This window comes from Microcoleus sp. bin38.metabat.b11b12b14.051, assembly GCF_013299165.1.
Lineage (GTDB): Bacteria > Cyanobacteriota > Cyanobacteriia > Cyanobacteriales > Microcoleaceae > Microcoleus.
The window spans coordinates 113,067-131,980 of record NZ_JAAFKD010000012.1 but is presented as its reverse complement, the minus strand read 5'-3'; the positions used below and the strand labels follow the sequence as shown (position 1 = coordinate 131,980).

Below are 18,914 nucleotides of genomic sequence, written 5' to 3'. Positions count from 1 at the left end.
ACAATGACAAAACTCTACAACAAAAGCTCAGAAAAATTCAAGCGACAAAAACTTCGCAGAGAAATGACCGAAGCTGAAAAGGAGCTATGGAAACGTATCAGAAACAGACAGCTTGAGAATTGTAAATTTCGCAGACAATATAGTGTAGCAGCATTTGCGATCGACTTTTATTCACCAGAAATCAAATTAGCACTGGAAGTTGATGGTGACAGCCATTTTGTGGATGGCGCTGTAGAATATGATGCAGAAAGACAAGAGTTTATTGAGTCGGCAAAAATTCATTTTTTGAGGTTTACGAATGATGATGTTTATCATAATTTGGATGGGGTTTTAGAGGTGATTGTGGAGGGGATTAAATCGTTGAGAACATCGGGTGTTTTACCCCCCCCAGCCCCCCCTTGCTAAGGGGGGGAGCAAGACAAGAGTGTCTATGAGAACATCGGGTTTTTTACCCCCCCCCCAGCCCCCCCTTGCTAAGGGGGGGAGCAAGAGTGTCTATAATTCAAAATTCATAATTCACAATTTATATGACATCAAAAATCACCCTCACCATCACACAAGGCAATCTCAAAGGTCAAGAATTCACCTTTGAATCTCGCACCACCTGCATCATCGGCCGCGCTAAAGACTGCTATCCCAAAATTCCCGACGACGACAAACACTCCACCATTTCCCGCTATCACTGCTTCCTCGATATCAATCCTCCCGATATCCGCATCCGCGATTTTGGTAGCAAAAATGGTACGTTTGTTAATGGCAAAAAAATCGGTCAGCGAGAATCACATCAAACTCCTGAAGAAGCCGCAAAAATCCAATTTCCCGAATGCGACTTGCAAGGGGGAGATGAATTCAAACTCAGCGATACTTCGTTTCGAGTTGGCATTGCCCTTGACCCGGAAAACCTCAAAACTGTCAAATCTGAAAAACCCCCGACTGTTCCCTCAAATCAACCGAAGCTGTGGGAAATGCTGAAAGCTTTTCTGTTCAAAGAAGCTAATGTGGGAGTTCTGGGTGATTACGTTTTACTAAAAGAGTTGGGTAAGGGTGGTTTTAGTTTGGTTTATTTGGCGCGTAATAAACTGACAAACGAAGAAGTCGCCCTGAAAGTTATGTTGCCAAAAGTCGCGGCGAATCAGCGGGCGGTGAATTGGTTTTTGCGGGAAATTGAGAATACTAAAAGTTTAAGACATCCCAATGTTGTCGAGTTGAAAGAATCGGGTTATGCCGATGAAACGTTCTTTTTTACATTAGAATATTGCCAAGGTGGTAGTGTTATTGATTCTATGGAAAAACGCGGTATCACGACTTTGCCTGTGGATGAAGCTGTGGCAATTATTCTGCAAGTTTTGGACGGCTTAACTTACACGCACAATGCAGAAATTCCTAATGTAAAATTGGCTGATGGCAGTTTTGGTAAAGGACGCGGTTTGATTCACCGGGATTTGAAACCGGGGAATATTTTCCTGGCGAATGTGGGTGGGAAACAAGTTGCGAAAATTGGGGATTATGGATTAGCAAAAGCTTTCGATTTGGCGGGATTAAGCGGTCAAACTCTGACGGGAAGTGCGGTAGGGACTCTGGGTTTTATGTCGCGACAACAGGTGATTGATTTTAAGTATGCAAAACCGGAGGTTGATGTGTGGGCGGCGGCGGCTTGTTTGTATGCGATGTTGACGGGGTGTTTGCCGCGCAATTTGCAGGGTCAAGATCCGTTTTTGGCGGTTTTGCAAAGTGATGCTGTTCCAATTCGCGATCGCACTTCGGCAATTCCCAAACCGCTAGCAAAGGTAATCGACTTGGCTTTAATTGACAATCCTGAAATTTATTATAAAAGTGCGGCGGAATTTAAGCAAGCGCTACTAAATAGTATAAATATCTTGTAAAAGTCATTTTAATTTAATTTTGTAACGGGCTCTTCGGCCCGTTCCACACAAATAGTTTTTTTCTGTGTAAGGGGCCGAAGAGCCTGTTCCTAGTTTAACGCACGGACGATCGCAAAACCGGGTTTTTGGGGCTTGATGCGTAACTCTTTTTAGTTAAACTCGACTAAACTTGAGATTTGAGATTGATGCAATTGATATCGAACTTAGCATCGGTGAGATTTGCCCCTCGAAACGAAGTACCATCAGCATTGGCAATCTCTCGAACAATAGCAGAAAAAGAGACAAACGCCAACCAAAGATACAGCAACGACAGCAAAGCGAAACACGTACCCAAAAACAGTTTCTGAGTGGTCAAAAAAGCGCTAGCAGTTGCAGACAACAAAAAAGCTGCTCCGTAAGTCGCCACACTTCCCGCCGCCACGATCGCAATTTTAGCAACTTGACGGCGAATCCGAGAACTCACAAAAAACATTAACACGCCGCCGATCGCCATTCCCGCCAAAGCAGCCTGGGAATTATTGTTAGTTGCAGTCCCAACATAGAAAAATCCCAACAAAGCTCCTGATAGCATAGCAGAAATTGTGCCCGCCAATCTACCGATTTTTGAGGTTGACGGCTGCGTGCGGGCGATCGCCCCAGCCACACCAGCAGCGCTCAAAACCCCGTACAGCAACAACACAAAAGGCCAACTGCGAGAACCCGGTACCTGTCCTTGCGTGCTCAAAATCAGCCGAGTCACAACATCGCCCACAATCACACAAATCGCGATCGCCACGCCACTCAAAACAGCAATCTGTCGCCCAGAAAGCCCGATTTTCGCACCAATAAAATTCGCCCCCACCAACTCAGCATTTCTAAAATTGCAGCCTCGAACATCCGCACCGCCAAAATCAGCACCGTTAAGAACTTGTCCCCGGAACGATCGATCGCACAAAACTTGATTGCTAAAATTATTGGTATCAGAATAACTCATATTTCTCTTCTCTTCCTTCGCGTCCTTAGCGTCTAAGCGGTTCGCGCAGGCTGCGCCAACGCGGTTCATTCAAAACAAATCTCCGTCACCAAATGAAACTTAATCACAAAATCCAACAAATTTCCCACATTCTCGGTTTTGGAATCTTGCTCGCACCAATACTAACCTACAACATTCCCTACTTTTCGCGTCCAGCACAAACCAACGAAGTGCGATCGCTATTTCCAGGAATCGCCTACCGACGCGAATTTCGCTCAAATCCTCGTCCCGTCCTCATTCACACTGTTAGTATCGACCTCAAAGCGCCAGGAATTGGAATTTATGTCACACCCGGAAGCGCCACACCCGATTTAACAGAAACCGACGCCCGCACCGCTACTGAATTCCTCAAAGAATTTAAATTACAATTAGCTGTCAACGCCAATTTCTTCTATCCGTGCGTTGAGGAAGCACCTTGGAATTATTATCCCCGCAGTGGCGATCGCGTAAATAACGTCGGACACGCGATTTCTAAAGGTGAGGCTTACTCTCAAGCAGAATCACACTTTCCCGCCCTTTGTTTTGACGCCAAAAACCGCGCTCAAATCGTCGAAAACGGTGTTTGTCCTCAGGGCACAGCCTATGGGGTTGCGGGAGATACGGTGCTGGTGAAAAATGGCAAAGCAGTAGCACAAAGTAAGGAAAAAATCAAGGATGATAAACCTTATCCGCGAACAATTGTGGCGATCGACAAAACTGGCGAAAAATTGTGGTTGATTGTAGCAGATGGCAAGCAAAGGCTGTACAGCGAAGGGCTGAAATTAAGCGAAATAACAGAGATTTCGAGGCAGTTGGGAGCCGATACAGTGCTGAATTTGGATGGTGGCGGATCGGTAACTTTGGCAGTAGCGTCGCCGTCGGGAGCAAAATTATTAAATGCTCCGATTCAGAACAAGATTCCGATGCAGCAGCGTCCGATTTCCAATCATTTAGGGTTTTACGCGCGGGAAAATTAGGGTTGCAAATAGTCGTGCAGGAACCCGGGAGTATCAATCGATGTTGATTTCGATGAGTGAAGTTGTTGCCAATCTTCCATCGGCGAGATAGCGGCCTGTGCTTTTAGCAACCTGCATGAGTTGTATTGCTTCGGAAAAGTACGAATTTTCCCAGACTGTTTGGGCTTTGGGGATTGATTATTTGGCTTGGGCGCTTAATTGGAGAGTCCAAGACACATGGCTAGTCGGTAATTGCTCGGAGATGGCTTATTAGAAGTTGACCAGAATTGCGATCGGCATCACTGCAAACCAACCTAAATTTGGAGTACAGTAGTTCCATATCGTTTAAGTGTTGAGTTGAATGCAAAAAATACTAGGACAGCTAAAAAAAAACACATAGCGAAGCGGAATTTTTCATTTATACCAGATCAAAAAATCCTGATAGCATCATTAATAGTGATTCCGATTCACTTGATTCTTGGCAAGATATCATTCTTGCTATCCTTCCAAAATGGCATATCAGCAGTTTGGCCGTCAGGAGGTCTATTTTTGGCTGCTTTTTTATTGATAGGGCCCCCCATTTTACCTGCTCTCTTGTTCGCGGATTTAGTGAATAGCTTTATAATTCCCCAGAATGAGTTACTCACATCCTGTCTCCTTGGTGTCTGCAATATTGCAGATCCGCTAGCAGCAAGTTTTCTGATAAATCACTTTGTAAAATACCGAAATTTACTAGCTAGATCGCAGGATGTTTTTAGGTTTTTCGTGCTACAGATACCCACGCCTATTATTAGTGGCACTCTTGCCGCTACCGTGCTGTGTCAGCGAGGAATTAGCCCTTGGAGTGCTTACCCAGAAGTTTGCTGGGTTTGGTTTACCTCAACCATTATCGGTACGCTGATTGTGACGCCAGCAATTTTGGCGTGGGCTCAGAAACCCAAGCAGCAGCAAAGATTTTCGTGGCAACAGATTTCGGAATTTGGACTTTTGCTATTATCGCTGGTTGTCATCAGCAAAATTGCCTTTTGGCAACAGTATCCCGTCGAATATATGATGATTCCGCTGCTGATTTGGTCGGCATTTCGATTCAGCGCCCGGGAATCGACTTTGCTGGTGGTAATTGTTTCGGCGATCGCAGTTTTTGGCACAGCCCGCGGTTTGGGTTCTTTTGTCAGGCCTTCCGTTAGTGAATCGCTGTTGCTGCTGCAATCTTTTATCGGTGTTGTCGCTGTTACTACCTTTGTTTTGTCTGCGGTAATTAATGAAAATAGACAGGCAGAAGCCACGCTCAAAAAGCTCAATAATGAGTTAGAACAGCGAGTAGAAGAACGCACCGCCCAACTTCAAAAAGCTAAACAAACCGCTGACGCCGCCAACCAATCCAAAAGCGACTTTCTCGCCAACATGAGCCACGAACTTCGCACTCCCCTCAACGGCATTTTGGGTTACGCTCAAATCATGAACCGTTCGCAATCTTGGGGAGAAAAAGAGCGCAATGGTGTCAGCATTATCTACCAGTGCGGGTCGCATCTTTTGACACTGATTAATGATATTCTAGACATCTCTAAAATCGAAGCAGGCAAATTAGATTTACATCCGAAAGCTTTTCATTTCCCATCTTTCTTACAAAGCATTGTTGAGATTGTTCGCATCCGCACCGAACAAAAACAAATTGATTTGATTTATCTCCCCGACTCTGAACTTCCCGAAGGCATAGAAGCCGATGAAAAGCGCTTGCGTCAGGTCTTAATTAATCTACTGGGAAATGCAGTCAAGTTTACCGATCGAGGCAGCGTTACTTTCAAAGTCGAAGTAACCAAACATGAGGAATCGCTAGATTGCCAATCTTCAATCGAAAATCGAAAATCGAAAATCCAAAATCGCCTGATTCGCTTTCAAATAGAAGATACAGGCGTCGGTATGACTCCTGATTCGATGACCAAAATCTTTACACCTTTTGAACAAGTAGGAGATACCCACCGCAAAACTGAAGGTACCGGACTCGGGCTGGCAATTAGCACCAAAATTGTCAATTTAATGGACAGTAAAATTGAAGTAACCAGTGATTTTGGCAGCGGCAGCACCTTCGCTTTTACCGTCAATTTCCCCTTAGCTGCTGACTGGGTAAATGCCGCCGCCACCGCTACGGGAAAGCAAATTGTTGGCTATCAGGGAACTCAGAAAACGATTCTCGTTGTCGATGACAACTGGCAGAACCGTTCAGTGATTGTCAGCCTCTTGGCACCAATTGGTTTTGCGGTTGTCGAAGCAGAAAATGGCGAGGATGGTTTAGCTAAAGCAGCTAAAATAAAACCTGATTTAATTATCGCTGATTTGTCGATGCCTGTGATGGACGGTTTTGAAATGCTGCGGCAGTTGCGGAGTTCTGAATCGTTAAAAAATCTGCGTACTGTCGTCTCGTCTGCTTCTGTTTATGAGATGGACAGGCAAAAAAGTTTGGATGCTGGGGGTGATGATTTTTTGCCGAAGCCTGTGCAGCTTGAGGAATTATTTTTTATTGTGGAAAAGCACTTGAAAATCAAATGGAATTATCAGCAGACAGCCTCCAATGAAACTGCTGGGGAACAATTAACACCGAAACCTAAAGGTAATTCACTTCTGCCAAGTTCAGCAATGGCAGTTCCTGCACCGGAAGAGTTAGCTTTGTTACTCAATTTAGCCCAGCAGGGGCGCTTGAAAAAATTGACTGAAGAAGCTAAACGCATTGCACAACTAAACAAGGGTTATACTGAATTTGTGCAGCCTATTTTGGAATTGGCAAAGAGCTTTCAAACTGATAAAATTGAAGACTTGCTCAAGCAGTATCTGAACTAACAGGAGAAATATTTATGTCAGAAGCTGAGTTAATTTTAGTAGTAGATGATACGCCCGCTAATCTAGATGTCATCTCGGAGGCGTTGACGGATGCGGGTTATGAAGTTGCGATCGCCATTGACGGCGAACGAGCTCTCAAGCAAGTTCAGTATACGCTGCCGAGTTTAATTTTACTCGATGTCATGATGCCGGGAATTAACGGCTTTGAAACCTGCCGCCGCCTCAAAGCTTCGCCAGCTACCAAGGACATTCCTGTAATTTTTATGACTGCTTTGTCGGATACAGCAGATAAGATTAAAGGATTTCAGATCGGTGCTGTTGATTATATCACTAAACCTTTTGAAGAAATGGAGGTGTTGGCGCGTGTCAATACTCACATCAAACTCCGAAATTTGCATAAAGAACTAGAACAGCACGTAGCCTCGCGCACGGCGGAACTAACTTCTGCTTTGGCGCAAGTCAAGCAATCGCAGCTTCAGTTAATTCAGAACGAAAAAATGTCGGCTTTGGGCAATTTAGTTGCTGGTGTGGCTCACGAAATCAACAATCCAGTCGGTTTTATTTATGGCAATATCAAGGAGTTAAATTTGGCATTACAAGACATTGTTGAGCATTTGCGGCTTTATCAGCAAGAATGTCCAAATCCAGGGAAAGATATTGAATTTCACGCGGTAAACATTGATTTAGAATATGTATTGCAAGATACAGCGAAGATGCTATCATCAATGGAGATCGGATGCGATCGCCTCCGCAACATCAGCACTTCCCTCCGCACCTTCTCCCGCGCCGATACGGCTGTGAAAGTCTTGGCTAACATCTGCGACGGTATTGATAGCACGCTGATGATTTTGCAGCACCGCCTGAAAGCTCAAGATACTCGCCCCGAAATTCAAGTTCTTAAGGAATATAAAGATATCCCTCCCGTAAAATGTTATTTGGGACAACTGAATCAGGTGTTTATGAATGTGATCTCAAATGCGATCGATGCTGTGAATGAGTGCAGTTACGGACGCAGTTATCATGACATTGAAGCGTCTCCTAATAAGATTACTATTACAACCGAATTAAGTGAAGACAGACAAAGGGTCGTAGTCAAAATTAAAGATAACGGTAAAGGGATTTCTCAGGATGTAAAAGCACACATTTTTGACCACTTGTTCACTACGAAATTAGTCGGTGAAGGGACGGGGTTGGGTTTGTCTATTAGCCGCCAGATAGTGGAAGAAATGCACGGCGGCACTTTGACTTGCTCTTCTGTGTTGGGTGAGGGGGCCCAATTTACGATCGCACTGCCGATCGATTAATGCGATAATTTAGAACGATCCCCAGCGGCAATTTGATTGTTCTGGATGTGCAGCCTCTGTTCGGCTGTGACGCTGACTGCGAGGCTAAGTATACTCGATCGATCGCCCAAATTTGGCAAGCTCATCAACCGTACTTGGCTTGAGGTGCCGATTTTCCCGCGCCGGCGTTGCTGTGGAGTCGCCCAAGGAAACGGAAATGGTGGAGACTCCTATTTTTGCAGCATTCCAAAGACTATCGGGCGGCTGATTTGGATTTGGTCGATCGCGCCGCACCCGTGACAAACAGCGCCAAGTTAGATAGTATTTGACAAGCTCAAATGTGCTATCTGCGGGATCGTGACGCAAAAAAACCGCCCGGGGAATGTTTAAGCGGTTCTGCTGCGAGGAATGAACCCAAGAGAATCTTCACGAATTTTTGTGAGATTGGGAACGGAATCTGCCACAATTGGTAAGTAACAAAAATTGATTTTAAATACAAGCTTCAGCCACTATACTAATAAGTGTAGGTTGGCATGAGGAAAATGCCAATGGTCAAAAAAAATCGCAATGTAGTTAGTTCAAATCCAGACAGCAAAGTCAAAGTCGGACTTTCGCTGACTCCTTCTAGTGCCGATCGGTTGAACGCGATCGCTCGAAAGCTGGGAATATCAAGGTCGGAACTCCTAGAACGCTTGGCAAAAGGCGCTCTGGATATTTCTAAGGACAAGAGTCAAGTTAGTGTCACTTGGAAAAAAGGTGAAGAAATTGCGGTCGAGACCGCTGAATTGGAAGGGGAAACAGCCGAAAAAAGCGACAGTAATGACGCGATAACGGCAGAAACTCTATTGGACTCGGTGAGCGTACAGTCAAATCCCCTGCAAGTAAGTTATGAAGCTTCACAGCAGCAGTTGACTGAACGCGAAAGTACGATCGCCCAATTGCAGCAGCAATTAGCTACCGAAAAGCAAAATCTCGAAAGTCAATTGCAGGAAACTGTATCGAAGTCAAGTTACGAATCTTTGCAGCAGCAGTTGAGCGAAGGCGAAAGTGCGATCGCCCAATTGCAGCAGCAATTAGCTACCGAAAAGCAAAATCTCGAAAGTCAATTGCAGGAAACTGTACCGAAGTCAAGTTACGAATCTTTGCAGCATCAAGTAGCCGAAAAAGAACATTGGGCCAACGAATTGCAGCAGCAACTAGCCTCCAAGTCGAGCGATTTGGAATCTTTGCAGCATCAAGTTGCCGAAAAAGAACATTGGGCCAACGAATTGCAGCAGCAATTAGCCTCCAAGTCGAGCGATTTGGAATCTTTGCAGCATCAAGTTGCCGAAAAAGAACATTGGGCTAACGAATTGCAGCAGCAATTAGCCTCCAAGTCGAGCGATTTGGAAACTTTGCAGCATCAAGTAGCCGACAAAGAAAGTGCGATCGCCCAATTGCACCAGCAATTCGCTACGGAAAGGCAAAATCTCGCCAGCCAATTGCAGCAAACAGTGTCTAAGTCGAGTTACGAAGATTTGCAGCACCAGTTAGCACAAATGTCAAGTGCGATCGGCAACTTGCAAGTTCAACTCGTCCAGTTCCACTCTCTAGAACATCAATTGAGTCAAAGTGCGGCGAAACAGCGAAATTACGAGGATTTGCAGCAACAGTCTCAAGAACAGCAAAGAACCATCAAAGGTTTACGGGAACAGCTCGTTCAAATGCAAGCTGTGGCTGGGATTGGCGAAGCTTATCTCAATAAGTGGCGCCGTTCCTGATTCTAATACGATTTTTTTAAAGCTGCGGGTAGGGACACGGCAATGCCCTGTTCCTACAAGTCTCCTATCACGATCCGGTCAATTACGCACCATCTCATATCGTCTCCAGATTAACCGCACGCGCGATCGGTTCGTAGTGCGGACTTCAGTCCGCAGCATTAGAGCGGACTCGCATTCCGCACTACGAACCTTTTTTGTGTCGGTTCGTAGTGCGGACTTCAGTCCGCAGCATTAGAGCGGACTCAAGTCCGCACTACGAACCTTTTTTGTGTCGGTTCGTAGTGCGGACTTAAGTCCGCAGCATTAGAGCGGACTCAAGTCCGCACTACGAACCTTTTTTGTGTCGGTTCGTAGTGTGGACTTAAGTCCGCAGCATTGGAGCGGACTCAAGTCCGCACTACGAACCTTTTTTGTGTCGGTTCGTAGTGCGGACTTCAGTCCGCAGCATTAGAGCGGACTCGCATTCCGCACTACGAACCTTTTTTGTGTCGGTTCGTAGTGCGGACTTCAGTCCGCAGCATTAGAGCGGACTCAAGTCCGCACTACGAACCTTTTTTGTGTCGGTTCGTAGTGCGGACTTCAGTCCGCAGCATTGGAGCGGACTCAAGTCCGCACTACGAACCTTTTTTGTGTCGGTTCGTAGTGTGGACTTCAGTCCGCAGCATTAGAGCGGACTCAAGTCCGCACTACGAACCTTTTTTGTGGTGGTAATCGATCGGACATGAGACAGCCGTTATGTGCTATCTGCACAAGCTTTTTATTGCTAAGTATGAGCATAATATTAAGAAATATTACAATAAATAAATTATGACGAGCGATCGCACCCCTGAGAGCAAACCCAGTGCAGCAGACACAAAGGGCCGCGTCACGGTAATTGGAGCCGGCATCGGTGGACTGACAGCAGCAGCCCTGCTCGCCCGCAGAGGATACCAAGTGCTAGTGTTAGATCAGGCGATCGTCCCTGGAGGATGCGCTTCCACCTTCAAACGCAAAGGCTTTACCTTCGATGTCGGCGCGACACAGGTTGCAGGATTGGAACCCGGAGGGATTCACCACCGAATTTTCTCAGAATTAGAAATAGAACTTCCCCCCGCCACACCCTGCGATCCGGCTTGTGCGGTATTTTTGCCGGGAGAAACCGCACCGATTAGCGTGTGGCGAGATCCGCAAAAGTGGAAGCAAGAAAGACAAAAACAATTCCCCGGAAGCGAACCTTTTTGGCAATTACTATCTACATTGTTCCAAGCTAGCTGGAACTTTCAAGGGCGCGATCCAGTTTTACCGCCGAGAAACTTCTGGGATTTCTGGCAATTAATTCAAGCAGTTCGCCCTGATACTTTAATTACTTTACCTTTCACTTTTATGACAGTGGGAGATGCTTTGCGCTTGTGCGGTTTGGGCGACAATTTGCGGTTAAGAACTTTTCTGGATTTGCAGTTAAAATTGTATTCCCAAGTCGATACCGAAGAAACGGCGCTACTTTACGCGGCGACGGCTTTGGGAGTTTCCCAAGCGCCGCTGGGATTGTATCATTTACAAGGAAGTATGCAGGTGTTGAGCGATCGCCTGGTAAGTGCGATCGAGCTTTACGGCGGCAAAGTCCTGCTGCGCCACACAGTCGAAAGTATTGTCACCACTAACGGTAAAGCCACAGCTACAGTGATTCGCAATCAAAAAACAGGCGAAGTTTGGACAGAAACTGGCGATCGTATTGTTGCCAACGTCACAGCCCAAAATCTTGTAAAATTGATGTCAAACGAGTCTGTTGTAGAAACTTTAACAGATAATTTAGATACAACAAACCAACTGCCAAATCAAATGGCCGGCTACAAATATCGAGTTGATAAATTGCCACCCGCATCCGGCGCATTTGTGATATATTTGGGAGTGCATGAAAGCGCAATTCCAGCGAATTGTCCGCCGCACCTTCAGTTTCTCTACGATTACGACGGCGAGATTGGCGAGAATAATTCGTTATTTGTTTCCGTGAGTCATGCGGGCGACGGCCGAGCACCGGAGGGAATGGTGACAATTATCGCTTCGTCTTTTACTGATACTCGAATGTGGTGGAATTCCGCTGATTATGAAGGATTGAAGCAAAAATACGCTGAAGGGGCGATCGCGCGTTTAAGCGAATATTTCGATTTGACACCCGAAAAAATTGTACACCAAGAATCAGCCACACCTCGCACCTTTGCCCGCTACACGGCGCGCGATAAAGGAGTTGTCGGTGGAATTGGCCAGCGAGTACCAAACTTCGGCCCGTTCGGCTTTGCCAACCGCACACCAATTAAAAACCTCTGGTTAGTCGGCGACTCTACCCATCCGGGAGAAGGTACAGCCGGTGTTTCCTATTCTGCTTTAACCGTCGTGCGACAAATGGAAGCCGAGTTTTGAGAATTTGGCAAAATAATTGGAGTATTTGTAGGGTGTGTCGCCCAGAAAAATCCCTAAATTAAGTTAACAATCTCATGGCGACGCACCTTACACTTCGGGCCCGTGGAAACAACCCTCCGTTTCACTCCGCCCAACAATTGTTTTGTAGCACGACTTTTTATAAATGGTATAACAAAGACAGTGACAACCAAAGCCGTTCAAGCCTGATATAGCGGTTCTTGGATAGATGAGGTATATAATTAAACCTAAAAAGCTTGACAACAGAGGGTTTCGGCGTACTCCATCTTTCGCTCGAAAGGCTATAGCGAAACTTTAAGACAACAAACTTTCAATAATTATTGTCCATATTGGAAGTTTGTTAAATATGTGGTTTTTGATTTGAGTTAAACCTCGATCGAGTTTGACATCAATAGAGTTAATAGTCTTAGCCATCAACATTACATTCTTATCAATTTGAGCATCATAATCATATACTAAATGGGTAATCGGAGTTTTTTGTTTATGAATATCCTTAATAATATCCGAGCAATCTGCTTTGAGCAGCCAAGAACTTATATACCGTTTGTAATAAAAATCAAAATCAACTATTTGACCAGATAATTTTAAGTAACTTTCAGAAACAATGAATAGAGGAGATACTCGTCTCCATAAGCTACCAAAATCATGAAACATATCGGTATTTGCCTCCTTCTCGTAGTCAAAATATTGCGTATAAATAGCCATTTGATCGGAACCCCACAAATAGCCTTTTTGATTTAGTAGCATTTGCGCTCGGAATAAATAGTTATAAGATTTTTGCGTAATTAATAATCTGCTTATGTCTATTTTATCATCATCTATGATGTAATCCACATATCTTAGATGTAAATCTAAACATAATTGCACAGTCCCCCAAAAAATAGCATTTTCCTGCTGCTCTAAAACTCCTAGTCCTTCTAACATAGGTAGTGTATGAAGATAGAAATATCGTTGTGCGGTTTTTTGATCCTCCACATCTATTAACAAATTTCGATCTAAAGTTAATTTAGAATTCAAAATCTCTTTTTCTAAATCAAGAATATATTGTAAGTCTTTTTCTTGAATATTGTTAATAATTTTTTCTACAAGATTCATGATATTAATCCTCGTCTAATTAAAACTAAAGTATACATTTTATCTGCTCCCTAAAATATTTTTAATAATACCTATTTTGTCAATTAAGTATCTTTGGAAAAACTAATTAAAAATGGAATCTCTACTTCATGTTTGTCACCTCTAGCAAAATAAGCACTTATCTGAAAATTATCTCGGTAAACTCTAATAATATTCCCCTCAACAATACAAGTATCACCTTTAACAAGTATTTGATATAGTAAATCATTTTGTGATGTAGGATATATTGCCTCTACAGATTGATAGTTGACTACATTTTCAGCAACAATGTTACCTTCAAAACGATAAATTTTAAGTTCTGACAAACATAAAATTGGTGTTTGTAAATGATGTTCTATTTCTTCTAAATATTCTTGGCTCTCCTCATTAATTAGAAGCCGATTTCTTTTAGCATACTCGATAGATGCTTCACAATTAAAAGAGCAAGGTATATGGGGAATCAATGAAAATGGAGTATGGCGTAACAACCCATTTGATAAATATGTAGACTTGTTAATTGTATTGCGATAAATTTCATAGTAATTATTATAAAAATTCCAATGATTTCGCTTTTGAAAAAACTCAAGACAACAGTGAGGATAACCTAGCGCTTTTCCAAAAGTATAATGGTCTGCTAAATGTTTTTCAATTACTCTTCCATCGACAACTAAAGGATACCATCCTGAAGCAATTGCATTTGTTAAAGCATCTTGTGACTTAGCAATAAAAACATGAGCTTGGTCAGAAAAATCTTTACTAAAAACAGCTTTAGTTGTAGTAAATAACTCTTGAGGTAAGAAGTCTAAAGAATTCTAAATCTTTAGAATTACTTATAAATGATTTATTGAAGGTTTGTAACAAACAAAATATTCCCGAAAATCTAGATGAGAAGTTAAAACAGCTATTAGATATACTCATGTATAAAAAATGTTTGATTATCTTTGATGATGTTCATAATGTCTTTATTGACGGTCAATTGGCTGGAGAATATAAATCAGAATATCAAGATTATCAAAACTTTTTTACCACGCTCGCAGAAGTTGAACATCAGAGTCATGTAATTTTAATTAGTCAAGAACAATGTGCAGAAATGCAGTGTTTAGATGAAGAATTATATCCTATTAAGTCTTTAGAGTTATCAGGTTTAGATGATGTGGAGATTCTGAAAGGTACAGGATTAAAAAATGAGGATAGTTGGTTAAAGTTAATTAATTTATATGAGGGTAATCCGGTTTATTTGAAAAGTATTGCTATTTCAATCAAAAAGATTTTTGATGGGGATGTTGCTGAGTTTTTAGCGGATAATAGCTTGATTATTACCAAAAATATGCAAGATAATTTTAACCAGTTATTTAACAAACTATCACCTATAGAACAGCAACTTGTCTTAGAATTAAGTAAGTTTAATCAACCTGTATCCAGAGAATATTTAAGACAGAGTTTAGATTTATCATCAATGGATTTAATTAATGGTTTACAGTCTTTACAACAAAGGTATTTAGTGACGAAAATAAAAGAGGATAAAATCTTGTTTAAATTGTCTTCTGTTTTTCAAGAATATGTAAAGAATTGTTGTCTAAATTGAATTTAGTTATTTTCTTGCATATCGAAATATCTCAATACGCTTTAACTAACCCAAAAAAACCTCAGTCTGCACAGCAAACTGAGGTCACATAGCGACAGGTAGAAACCTGTCGGCTACAGTCTATGACTACTTAATAGAAACCTTTGCGCCCACAGCTTCAAGCTGCTTCTTCATTTCTTCAGCAGCTTCCTTAGCAATAGCTTCCTTAACTGCCTTCGGTGCGGCTTCTACCAAGTCTTTCGCTTCCTTCAGGCCCAGACCGGTAATTGCCCGGACTTCCTTCAGAATGGCGATTTTCTTGTCAGCAGGAACTTCTTCCAGAATGACGCTGAACTCAGTTTGTACTTCTACTTCTTCAACAGCAGCAGCAGGGCCGCCCATCATCATCATGCCGCCTACAGGAGCAGCAGCGCTGACGCCGAAAGCTTCTTCAATTTGCTTGACCAATTCAGAAGCTTCGAGCAAAGTCAAAGTTTTCAGTTTTTCTAAGATTTCGTCGGTTGCAGTAGACATTCGTTAAACTCCTTAGTTCGATTTTGGATTTTGGATTTTGGATTTTGGATTTGCGATCGTTAATTATTAGTCTCTTGTCTCCATTCGTCACCGTGTTAATCAACACCAATGACTAATGACCAATGACTAATGACTAAGCAGTTTATGCTTCTGCTGCTACTTCTGCTACTACTTCTGCTGCATCGCCGTCTTTTTCAGCATAAGCTTTGAGACCACGTGCGATCGAAGTAGGAACTTGATTGATACCCACAGCCAACTTGGTTGCGACACCGTTGATAGCGCCAGCAATTTGAGCCATGAGTTGTTCTTTCGACGGCAGATCAGCTAATGCTTTCACATCAGCTTCTTTCAGCACCCGTCCTTCCATTACGCCGCCGCGAAGTTCTGTCTTCTTGGAAGCTTTTTGGAATTCTTGGTAAGCTTTTATCGCGCCGCCAATATCTTCTTGCACGAACATGAATGCCGACGTACCAGTCAACAATTCCTGTATCGGCTGCCATGTTTCATCGCCATCAACAGCAATTCGCATCAGCGTGTTTTTTGCCACTTGGCAACTGCTGCCTTTGGGACGCAAACGCCGCCGCAAATCTGTTATTTCAGCAACAGTTAAGCCTTTGTAGTCGATCGCGATTACCAGTTGAGATTCGCTCAAGGTTTGCTTGAGGTTTGCAATAATCTCATTTTTTACTGCTAAACTTTTGCCCATACTAATTTCACCTCCTTTTAGGATCTCAAACTGCCAATCAAAAACCCCAACCTTATAGCCGGGGCATAGAATTAAAAACTAAGAATTAGGAATTAAAAGATAGAACTTTTTAATTGATTTTCTTGACTTTTTATTTCTTGGGCCTCGGCAGGAAATTAAGCGCTAGGCACCTGCGGTCTTCAGCTTATGGATTTTTGATTAGACTATCACCAGAAGGCAGACATTAGCAAGGGTATCATGCAAATTTCCTGAGAGATTTACACAGACAACCGAAGCTGTCTTTTACTTCTGCCTTCGGATCAATACTTGCTAGACAGCATCAAGTTTGGTATCGCGCAGAGCACTGATATCGACTTCGATCGATGGGCCCATAGTTGCGGATATGTACAAACTGCGCCAGTAGCGACCCTTCGCACCAGAAGGACGGTTGCGGTCAACAGTTTCTTGCAAAGCATGAAGGTTTACCAGCAAATCTTCCGCTGAGAAAGCTGCCTTGCCAAACATAACATGAACGATGCCTGTGCGATCGGCACGGAATTCTAGTTTACCACCTTTGAATTCATCGATCGCCCGAGCAATGTCAGTCGTCACCGTGCCGCCTTTGGGAGAAGGCATCAAGCCGCGCGGGCCCAACAACCGACCCAATTTTGCCACCAACGGCATCACATCTGGAGTAGCAATCAGACAATCGAAGTCCATCATGCCCTTTTGAATTTCTTCGATCAACTCTTCAGAACCAGCAATATCCGCGCCAGCATTCAGAGCTTCTTTAACTTTTTCGCCCTTAGCAATCACCGCAATTCTGACTACTTGACCAGTTCCTTTTGGTAGCGATACAGTTGTCCGCAACTGTTGGTCAGTATATTTCGGGTCAATTCCCAAACGGATGTGAGCTTCAGCAGATTCGCCAAACTTAGCGGTTGCTGTTTCTTTCAAAAGTTGCAGAGCTTCCAGCGGTAGGTAAGGTCTCTCTTCAACTTTTTTGAGAAGTTCTTGCAGTCTTCTGGATACTTTCTTTGCCATTGTTATTTCCTGGGGTCAGTCTATTTTGGATTTTAGATTTTAGATTTTAGATTGAACCATTTCGGTCATTTAAAATCTAAAAAATTTGCGGTTGCTAGCGAAGTATTACTTCTCCCCCTGAACCGACTTGCGATTTTGGATTTTGGATTGAAAATCAGGAATTTTGGATTAGCAATTTAGGATTTAAGACTGACAAGTAAGAATTACGAATCAGAAAAAACTTTTCCTTCTTCCTTCTTCCTTCTTCCTTCTTCCTTCTTCCTTCTTCCTTCTTCCTTCAATCAGCGATCGCCACGCCCATGTTTTTAGCTGTTCCCGCTACAATTTTCATAGCAGCTTCAACATCATTAGCATTGAGGTCAGGCATTTTAGTCTCAGCGATTTCTCGCAACTGAGCCTGTGTAATTTTCCCTACTTGCTTGCGGTTAGGTTCACCCGAACCCTTAGCAATACCAGCAGCTTTTTGAATCAAAACCGAAGCCGGAGGGGTTTTGAGAATAAACGTAAAACTGCGGTCTTCAAAAACCGAAATTTCTACCGGAACCACGAGACCTGCTTGGTCTGCGGTTCTAGCATTGTACTCCTTGCAAAACATCATAATATTGACGCCGTGCTGACCCAAGGCTGGGCCGATCGGAGGAGCTGGGTTGGCTTTTCCCGCCGTAATCGCCAACTTAATTACTGCAACAACTTTCTTTGCCATTAGTTAGTTCTGTTTCTGAACCTGATTGAACTCTAATTCTACAGGCGTATCGCGCCCAAAAATCGAGAGTAAAACTTTGAGCTTGTTCCGTTCCGGGCTAACTTCAATCACATCACCTTCAAAATCCTTAAATGGCCCGGAAAGTACCACAACGTGGTCTCCTGTCGCCATCGATACTTTGACAACTGGTTCTGATTCCTGAGCGTTTCTGAAGATCCGTTCTACTTCCGAATGACTCAGAGGTAGCGGTTTGACGTGACCCCTGCCGCGCCCGTAGCGGCGTTTTTGCTCTGCCCCTACAAAATTAATTACGTTCGGGGTATTTTTAATCACCTGCCACGTATCCTCGTCCATATACATACGGATGAGTACGTAGCCGGGGAAAATTTTCTCATCTGACTGGCGCCGGGAACCGTCTTTGCCGACTTTGATCGCTGGAGTTTGCGGAATTTCGACTTGAACGATACGATCGGCAACATCCAAAGTTTGAATCCGCTGATCCAAGTTTGCCTTCACGCGCTTCTCGCAGCCTGAGGCTACCTGAACAGCATACCAGCGAGCCTGAATCTCCGGCTTATCTGGCGATGCTGCCTGTCCCGTCGCTTCTGTGGAATAATCAGATTCTTCTGATGCAAAAGTCATGGCCCAAACACCTTTCCTGCGCCCCAGTTAAAGAAGTTATCCACCAAATAGATCAGGCTTGCTGAGAGGATTACCATCAAAAGCACGGCCAAAGACTCGCTAATTAGCTGCTGGCGGCTCGGCCAGACCACTTTATCGAGTTCTTCTCTAGTTTCCTTAAAAAAACCCGCAGGATCGAACCCAGGCGCAGTCATTTCTTGAGTTTCTTGAGCTTCGTCTTTTTTCGCCACGATCGAATCCCCCTTGCGATTTCAGATTTCAGATTTTAGATTTTAGATTTTGTGAGTGGCTCGCGGCTCTTTGATTTTTTGACACTAACCACTTACGCCCAAGTCCAAAATCTCAAATCCAAAGCCAGCACTTTTTTACAAGCCTAAGCCATCAACGGTGTAAATGCCGATCGCCGAAACCGACGAGCCAGAAGCCACAGAATAGCCGGGGTTTGAAGCCCTTACTCAGGTCGGCAGATTATGATAAGAACGGAGCTTAAATCTTCGTTCTTATCA

At 43.6% G+C, this 18,914-nt stretch carries 19 protein-coding genes and 1 other annotated feature; of the genes, 9 read left to right on the top strand and 10 right to left on the bottom strand.

The window, feature by feature from the left end:
• Nucleotides 1-3: 3 nt before the first annotated feature.
• Both QZW47_RS14870 and QZW47_RS14865 read left to right on the top strand, forming a co-directional pair.
• Nucleotides 4-405, top strand: coding sequence for an endonuclease domain-containing protein (locus QZW47_RS14870; RefSeq protein WP_293128215.1), 402 nt, complete (start codon nt 4-6; stop codon nt 403-405).
• Between the two features lie 122 nt (nt 406-527).
• Nucleotides 528-1,883 (top strand): protein kinase, encoded by a 1,356-nt coding sequence (locus QZW47_RS14865; RefSeq protein ID WP_293128214.1) that lies wholly within the window; start codon nt 528-530, stop codon nt 1,881-1,883.
• A gap of 163 nt (nt 1,884-2,046) precedes the next feature.
• Here the strand turns inward: QZW47_RS14865 and QZW47_RS14860 are convergent, their stop codons facing one another.
• On the bottom strand, nt 2,047-2,925 hold the full coding sequence (locus QZW47_RS14860) for a pentapeptide repeat-containing protein (protein ID WP_293128213.1): 879 nt from the start codon (nt 2,923-2,925) through the stop codon (nt 2,047-2,049).
• A 23-nt stretch (nt 2,926-2,948) separates the two neighbouring features.
• Here QZW47_RS14860 and QZW47_RS14855 point away from each other — a divergent pair, with 23 nt between their 5' ends.
• The 4 genes from QZW47_RS14855 to QZW47_RS14840 all read left to right on the top strand — a co-directional run bounded on the left by QZW47_RS14855 (nt 2,949) and on the right by QZW47_RS14840 (nt 7,969).
• Nucleotides 2,949-3,851: a phosphodiester glycosidase family protein gene (locus QZW47_RS14855; protein WP_293128212.1), complete on the top strand. Its 903-nt coding sequence runs from the start codon at nt 2,949-2,951 to the stop codon at nt 3,849-3,851.
• Nucleotides 3,852-3,948: 97 nt separating this feature from the next.
• Complete coding sequence (locus QZW47_RS14850) at nt 3,949-4,104, top strand: hypothetical protein (RefSeq protein WP_293128211.1); 156 nt, start codon at nt 3,949-3,951, stop codon at nt 4,102-4,104.
• 182 nt (nt 4,105-4,286) lie between these two features.
• Nucleotides 4,287-6,665 (top strand): MASE1 domain-containing protein, encoded by a 2,379-nt coding sequence (locus QZW47_RS14845; RefSeq protein WP_293128210.1) that lies wholly within the window; start codon nt 4,287-4,289, stop codon nt 6,663-6,665.
• Nucleotides 6,666-6,679: 14 nt separating this feature from the next.
• Entirely contained in the window at nt 6,680-7,969 is a 1,290-nt protein-coding gene (locus QZW47_RS14840) for a response regulator (RefSeq protein WP_293128209.1), read from the top strand.
• Between the two features lie 84 nt (nt 7,970-8,053).
• Here QZW47_RS14840 and QZW47_RS14835 read toward each other — a convergent pair whose 3' ends face one another.
• A complete protein-coding gene (locus QZW47_RS14835; RefSeq protein ID WP_293128208.1) occupies nt 8,054-8,314 on the bottom strand; it encodes a hypothetical protein in 261 nt (86 codons plus the stop codon).
• A gap of 182 nt (nt 8,315-8,496) precedes the next feature.
• Between QZW47_RS14835 and QZW47_RS14830 the strand changes: the two genes are divergently transcribed.
• Entirely contained in the window at nt 8,497-9,708 is a 1,212-nt protein-coding gene (locus QZW47_RS14830; protein ID WP_293128207.1) for a ribbon-helix-helix protein, CopG family, read from the top strand.
• Between the two features lie 807 nt (nt 9,709-10,515).
• Nucleotides 10,516-12,105 carry a C-3',4' desaturase CrtD gene (gene crtD / locus QZW47_RS14825; protein ID WP_293128206.1) on the top strand — a complete coding sequence of 530 codons (1,590 nt, stop codon included), beginning with the start codon at nt 10,516-10,518 and terminating at the stop codon, nt 12,103-12,105.
• Between the two features lie 312 nt (nt 12,106-12,417).
• Here the strand turns inward: crtD and QZW47_RS14820 are convergent, their stop codons facing one another.
• Together QZW47_RS14820 and QZW47_RS14815 are read right to left on the bottom strand one after the other, a co-directional pair.
• Nucleotides 12,418-13,218, bottom strand: a complete 801-nt coding sequence (locus QZW47_RS14820) for a hypothetical protein (protein ID WP_293128205.1) — start codon at nt 13,216-13,218, stop codon at nt 12,418-12,420.
• A gap of 83 nt (nt 13,219-13,301) precedes the next feature.
• Nucleotides 13,302-13,928, bottom strand: a complete 627-nt coding sequence (locus QZW47_RS14815; RefSeq protein WP_293128259.1) for a DUF483 domain-containing protein — start codon at nt 13,926-13,928, stop codon at nt 13,302-13,304.
• A gap of 152 nt (nt 13,929-14,080) precedes the next feature.
• Between QZW47_RS14815 and QZW47_RS14810 the strand changes: the two genes are divergently transcribed.
• A complete protein-coding gene (locus QZW47_RS14810; RefSeq protein ID WP_293128204.1) occupies nt 14,081-14,821 on the top strand; it encodes a hypothetical protein in 741 nt (246 codons plus the stop codon).
• Nucleotides 14,822-14,947: 126 nt separating this feature from the next.
• Here the strand turns inward: QZW47_RS14810 and rplL are convergent, their stop codons facing one another.
• The 6 genes from rplL to secE form a co-directional block, all read right to left on the bottom strand.
• Nucleotides 14,948-15,334 (bottom strand): 50S ribosomal protein L7/L12, encoded by a 387-nt coding sequence (gene rplL, locus QZW47_RS14805; RefSeq protein ID WP_293128203.1) that lies wholly within the window; start codon nt 15,332-15,334, stop codon nt 14,948-14,950.
• A gap of 142 nt (nt 15,335-15,476) precedes the next feature.
• Nucleotides 15,477-16,040, bottom strand: coding sequence for a 50S ribosomal protein L10 (gene rplJ / locus QZW47_RS14800; RefSeq protein WP_293128202.1), 564 nt, complete (start codon nt 16,038-16,040; stop codon nt 15,477-15,479).
• Between the two features lie 29 nt (nt 16,041-16,069).
• Nucleotides 16,070-16,241: a sequence feature (ribosomal protein L10 leader region), on the bottom strand.
• Between the two features lie 108 nt (nt 16,242-16,349).
• The gene (rplA, locus tag QZW47_RS14795; protein ID WP_293128201.1) at nt 16,350-17,063 is read right to left on the bottom strand and encodes a 50S ribosomal protein L1; all 714 of its coding nucleotides are present in this window, start codon (nt 17,061-17,063) and stop codon (nt 16,350-16,352) included.
• 277 nt (nt 17,064-17,340) lie between these two features.
• Nucleotides 17,341-17,766 carry a 50S ribosomal protein L11 gene (gene rplK / locus QZW47_RS14790; RefSeq protein ID WP_194061482.1) on the bottom strand — a complete coding sequence of 142 codons (426 nt, stop codon included), beginning with the start codon at nt 17,764-17,766 and terminating at the stop codon, nt 17,341-17,343.
• Nucleotides 17,767-17,769: 3 nt separating this feature from the next.
• Entirely contained in the window at nt 17,770-18,408 is a 639-nt protein-coding gene (gene nusG / locus QZW47_RS14785) for a transcription termination/antitermination protein NusG (protein ID WP_293128200.1), read from the bottom strand.
• A complete protein-coding gene (secE, locus tag QZW47_RS14780; RefSeq protein WP_293128199.1) occupies nt 18,405-18,638 on the bottom strand; it encodes a preprotein translocase subunit SecE in 234 nt (77 codons plus the stop codon). Before secE ends, nusG begins: the two co-directional genes overlap by 4 nt.
• Nucleotides 18,639-18,914 lie beyond the last annotated feature (276 nt).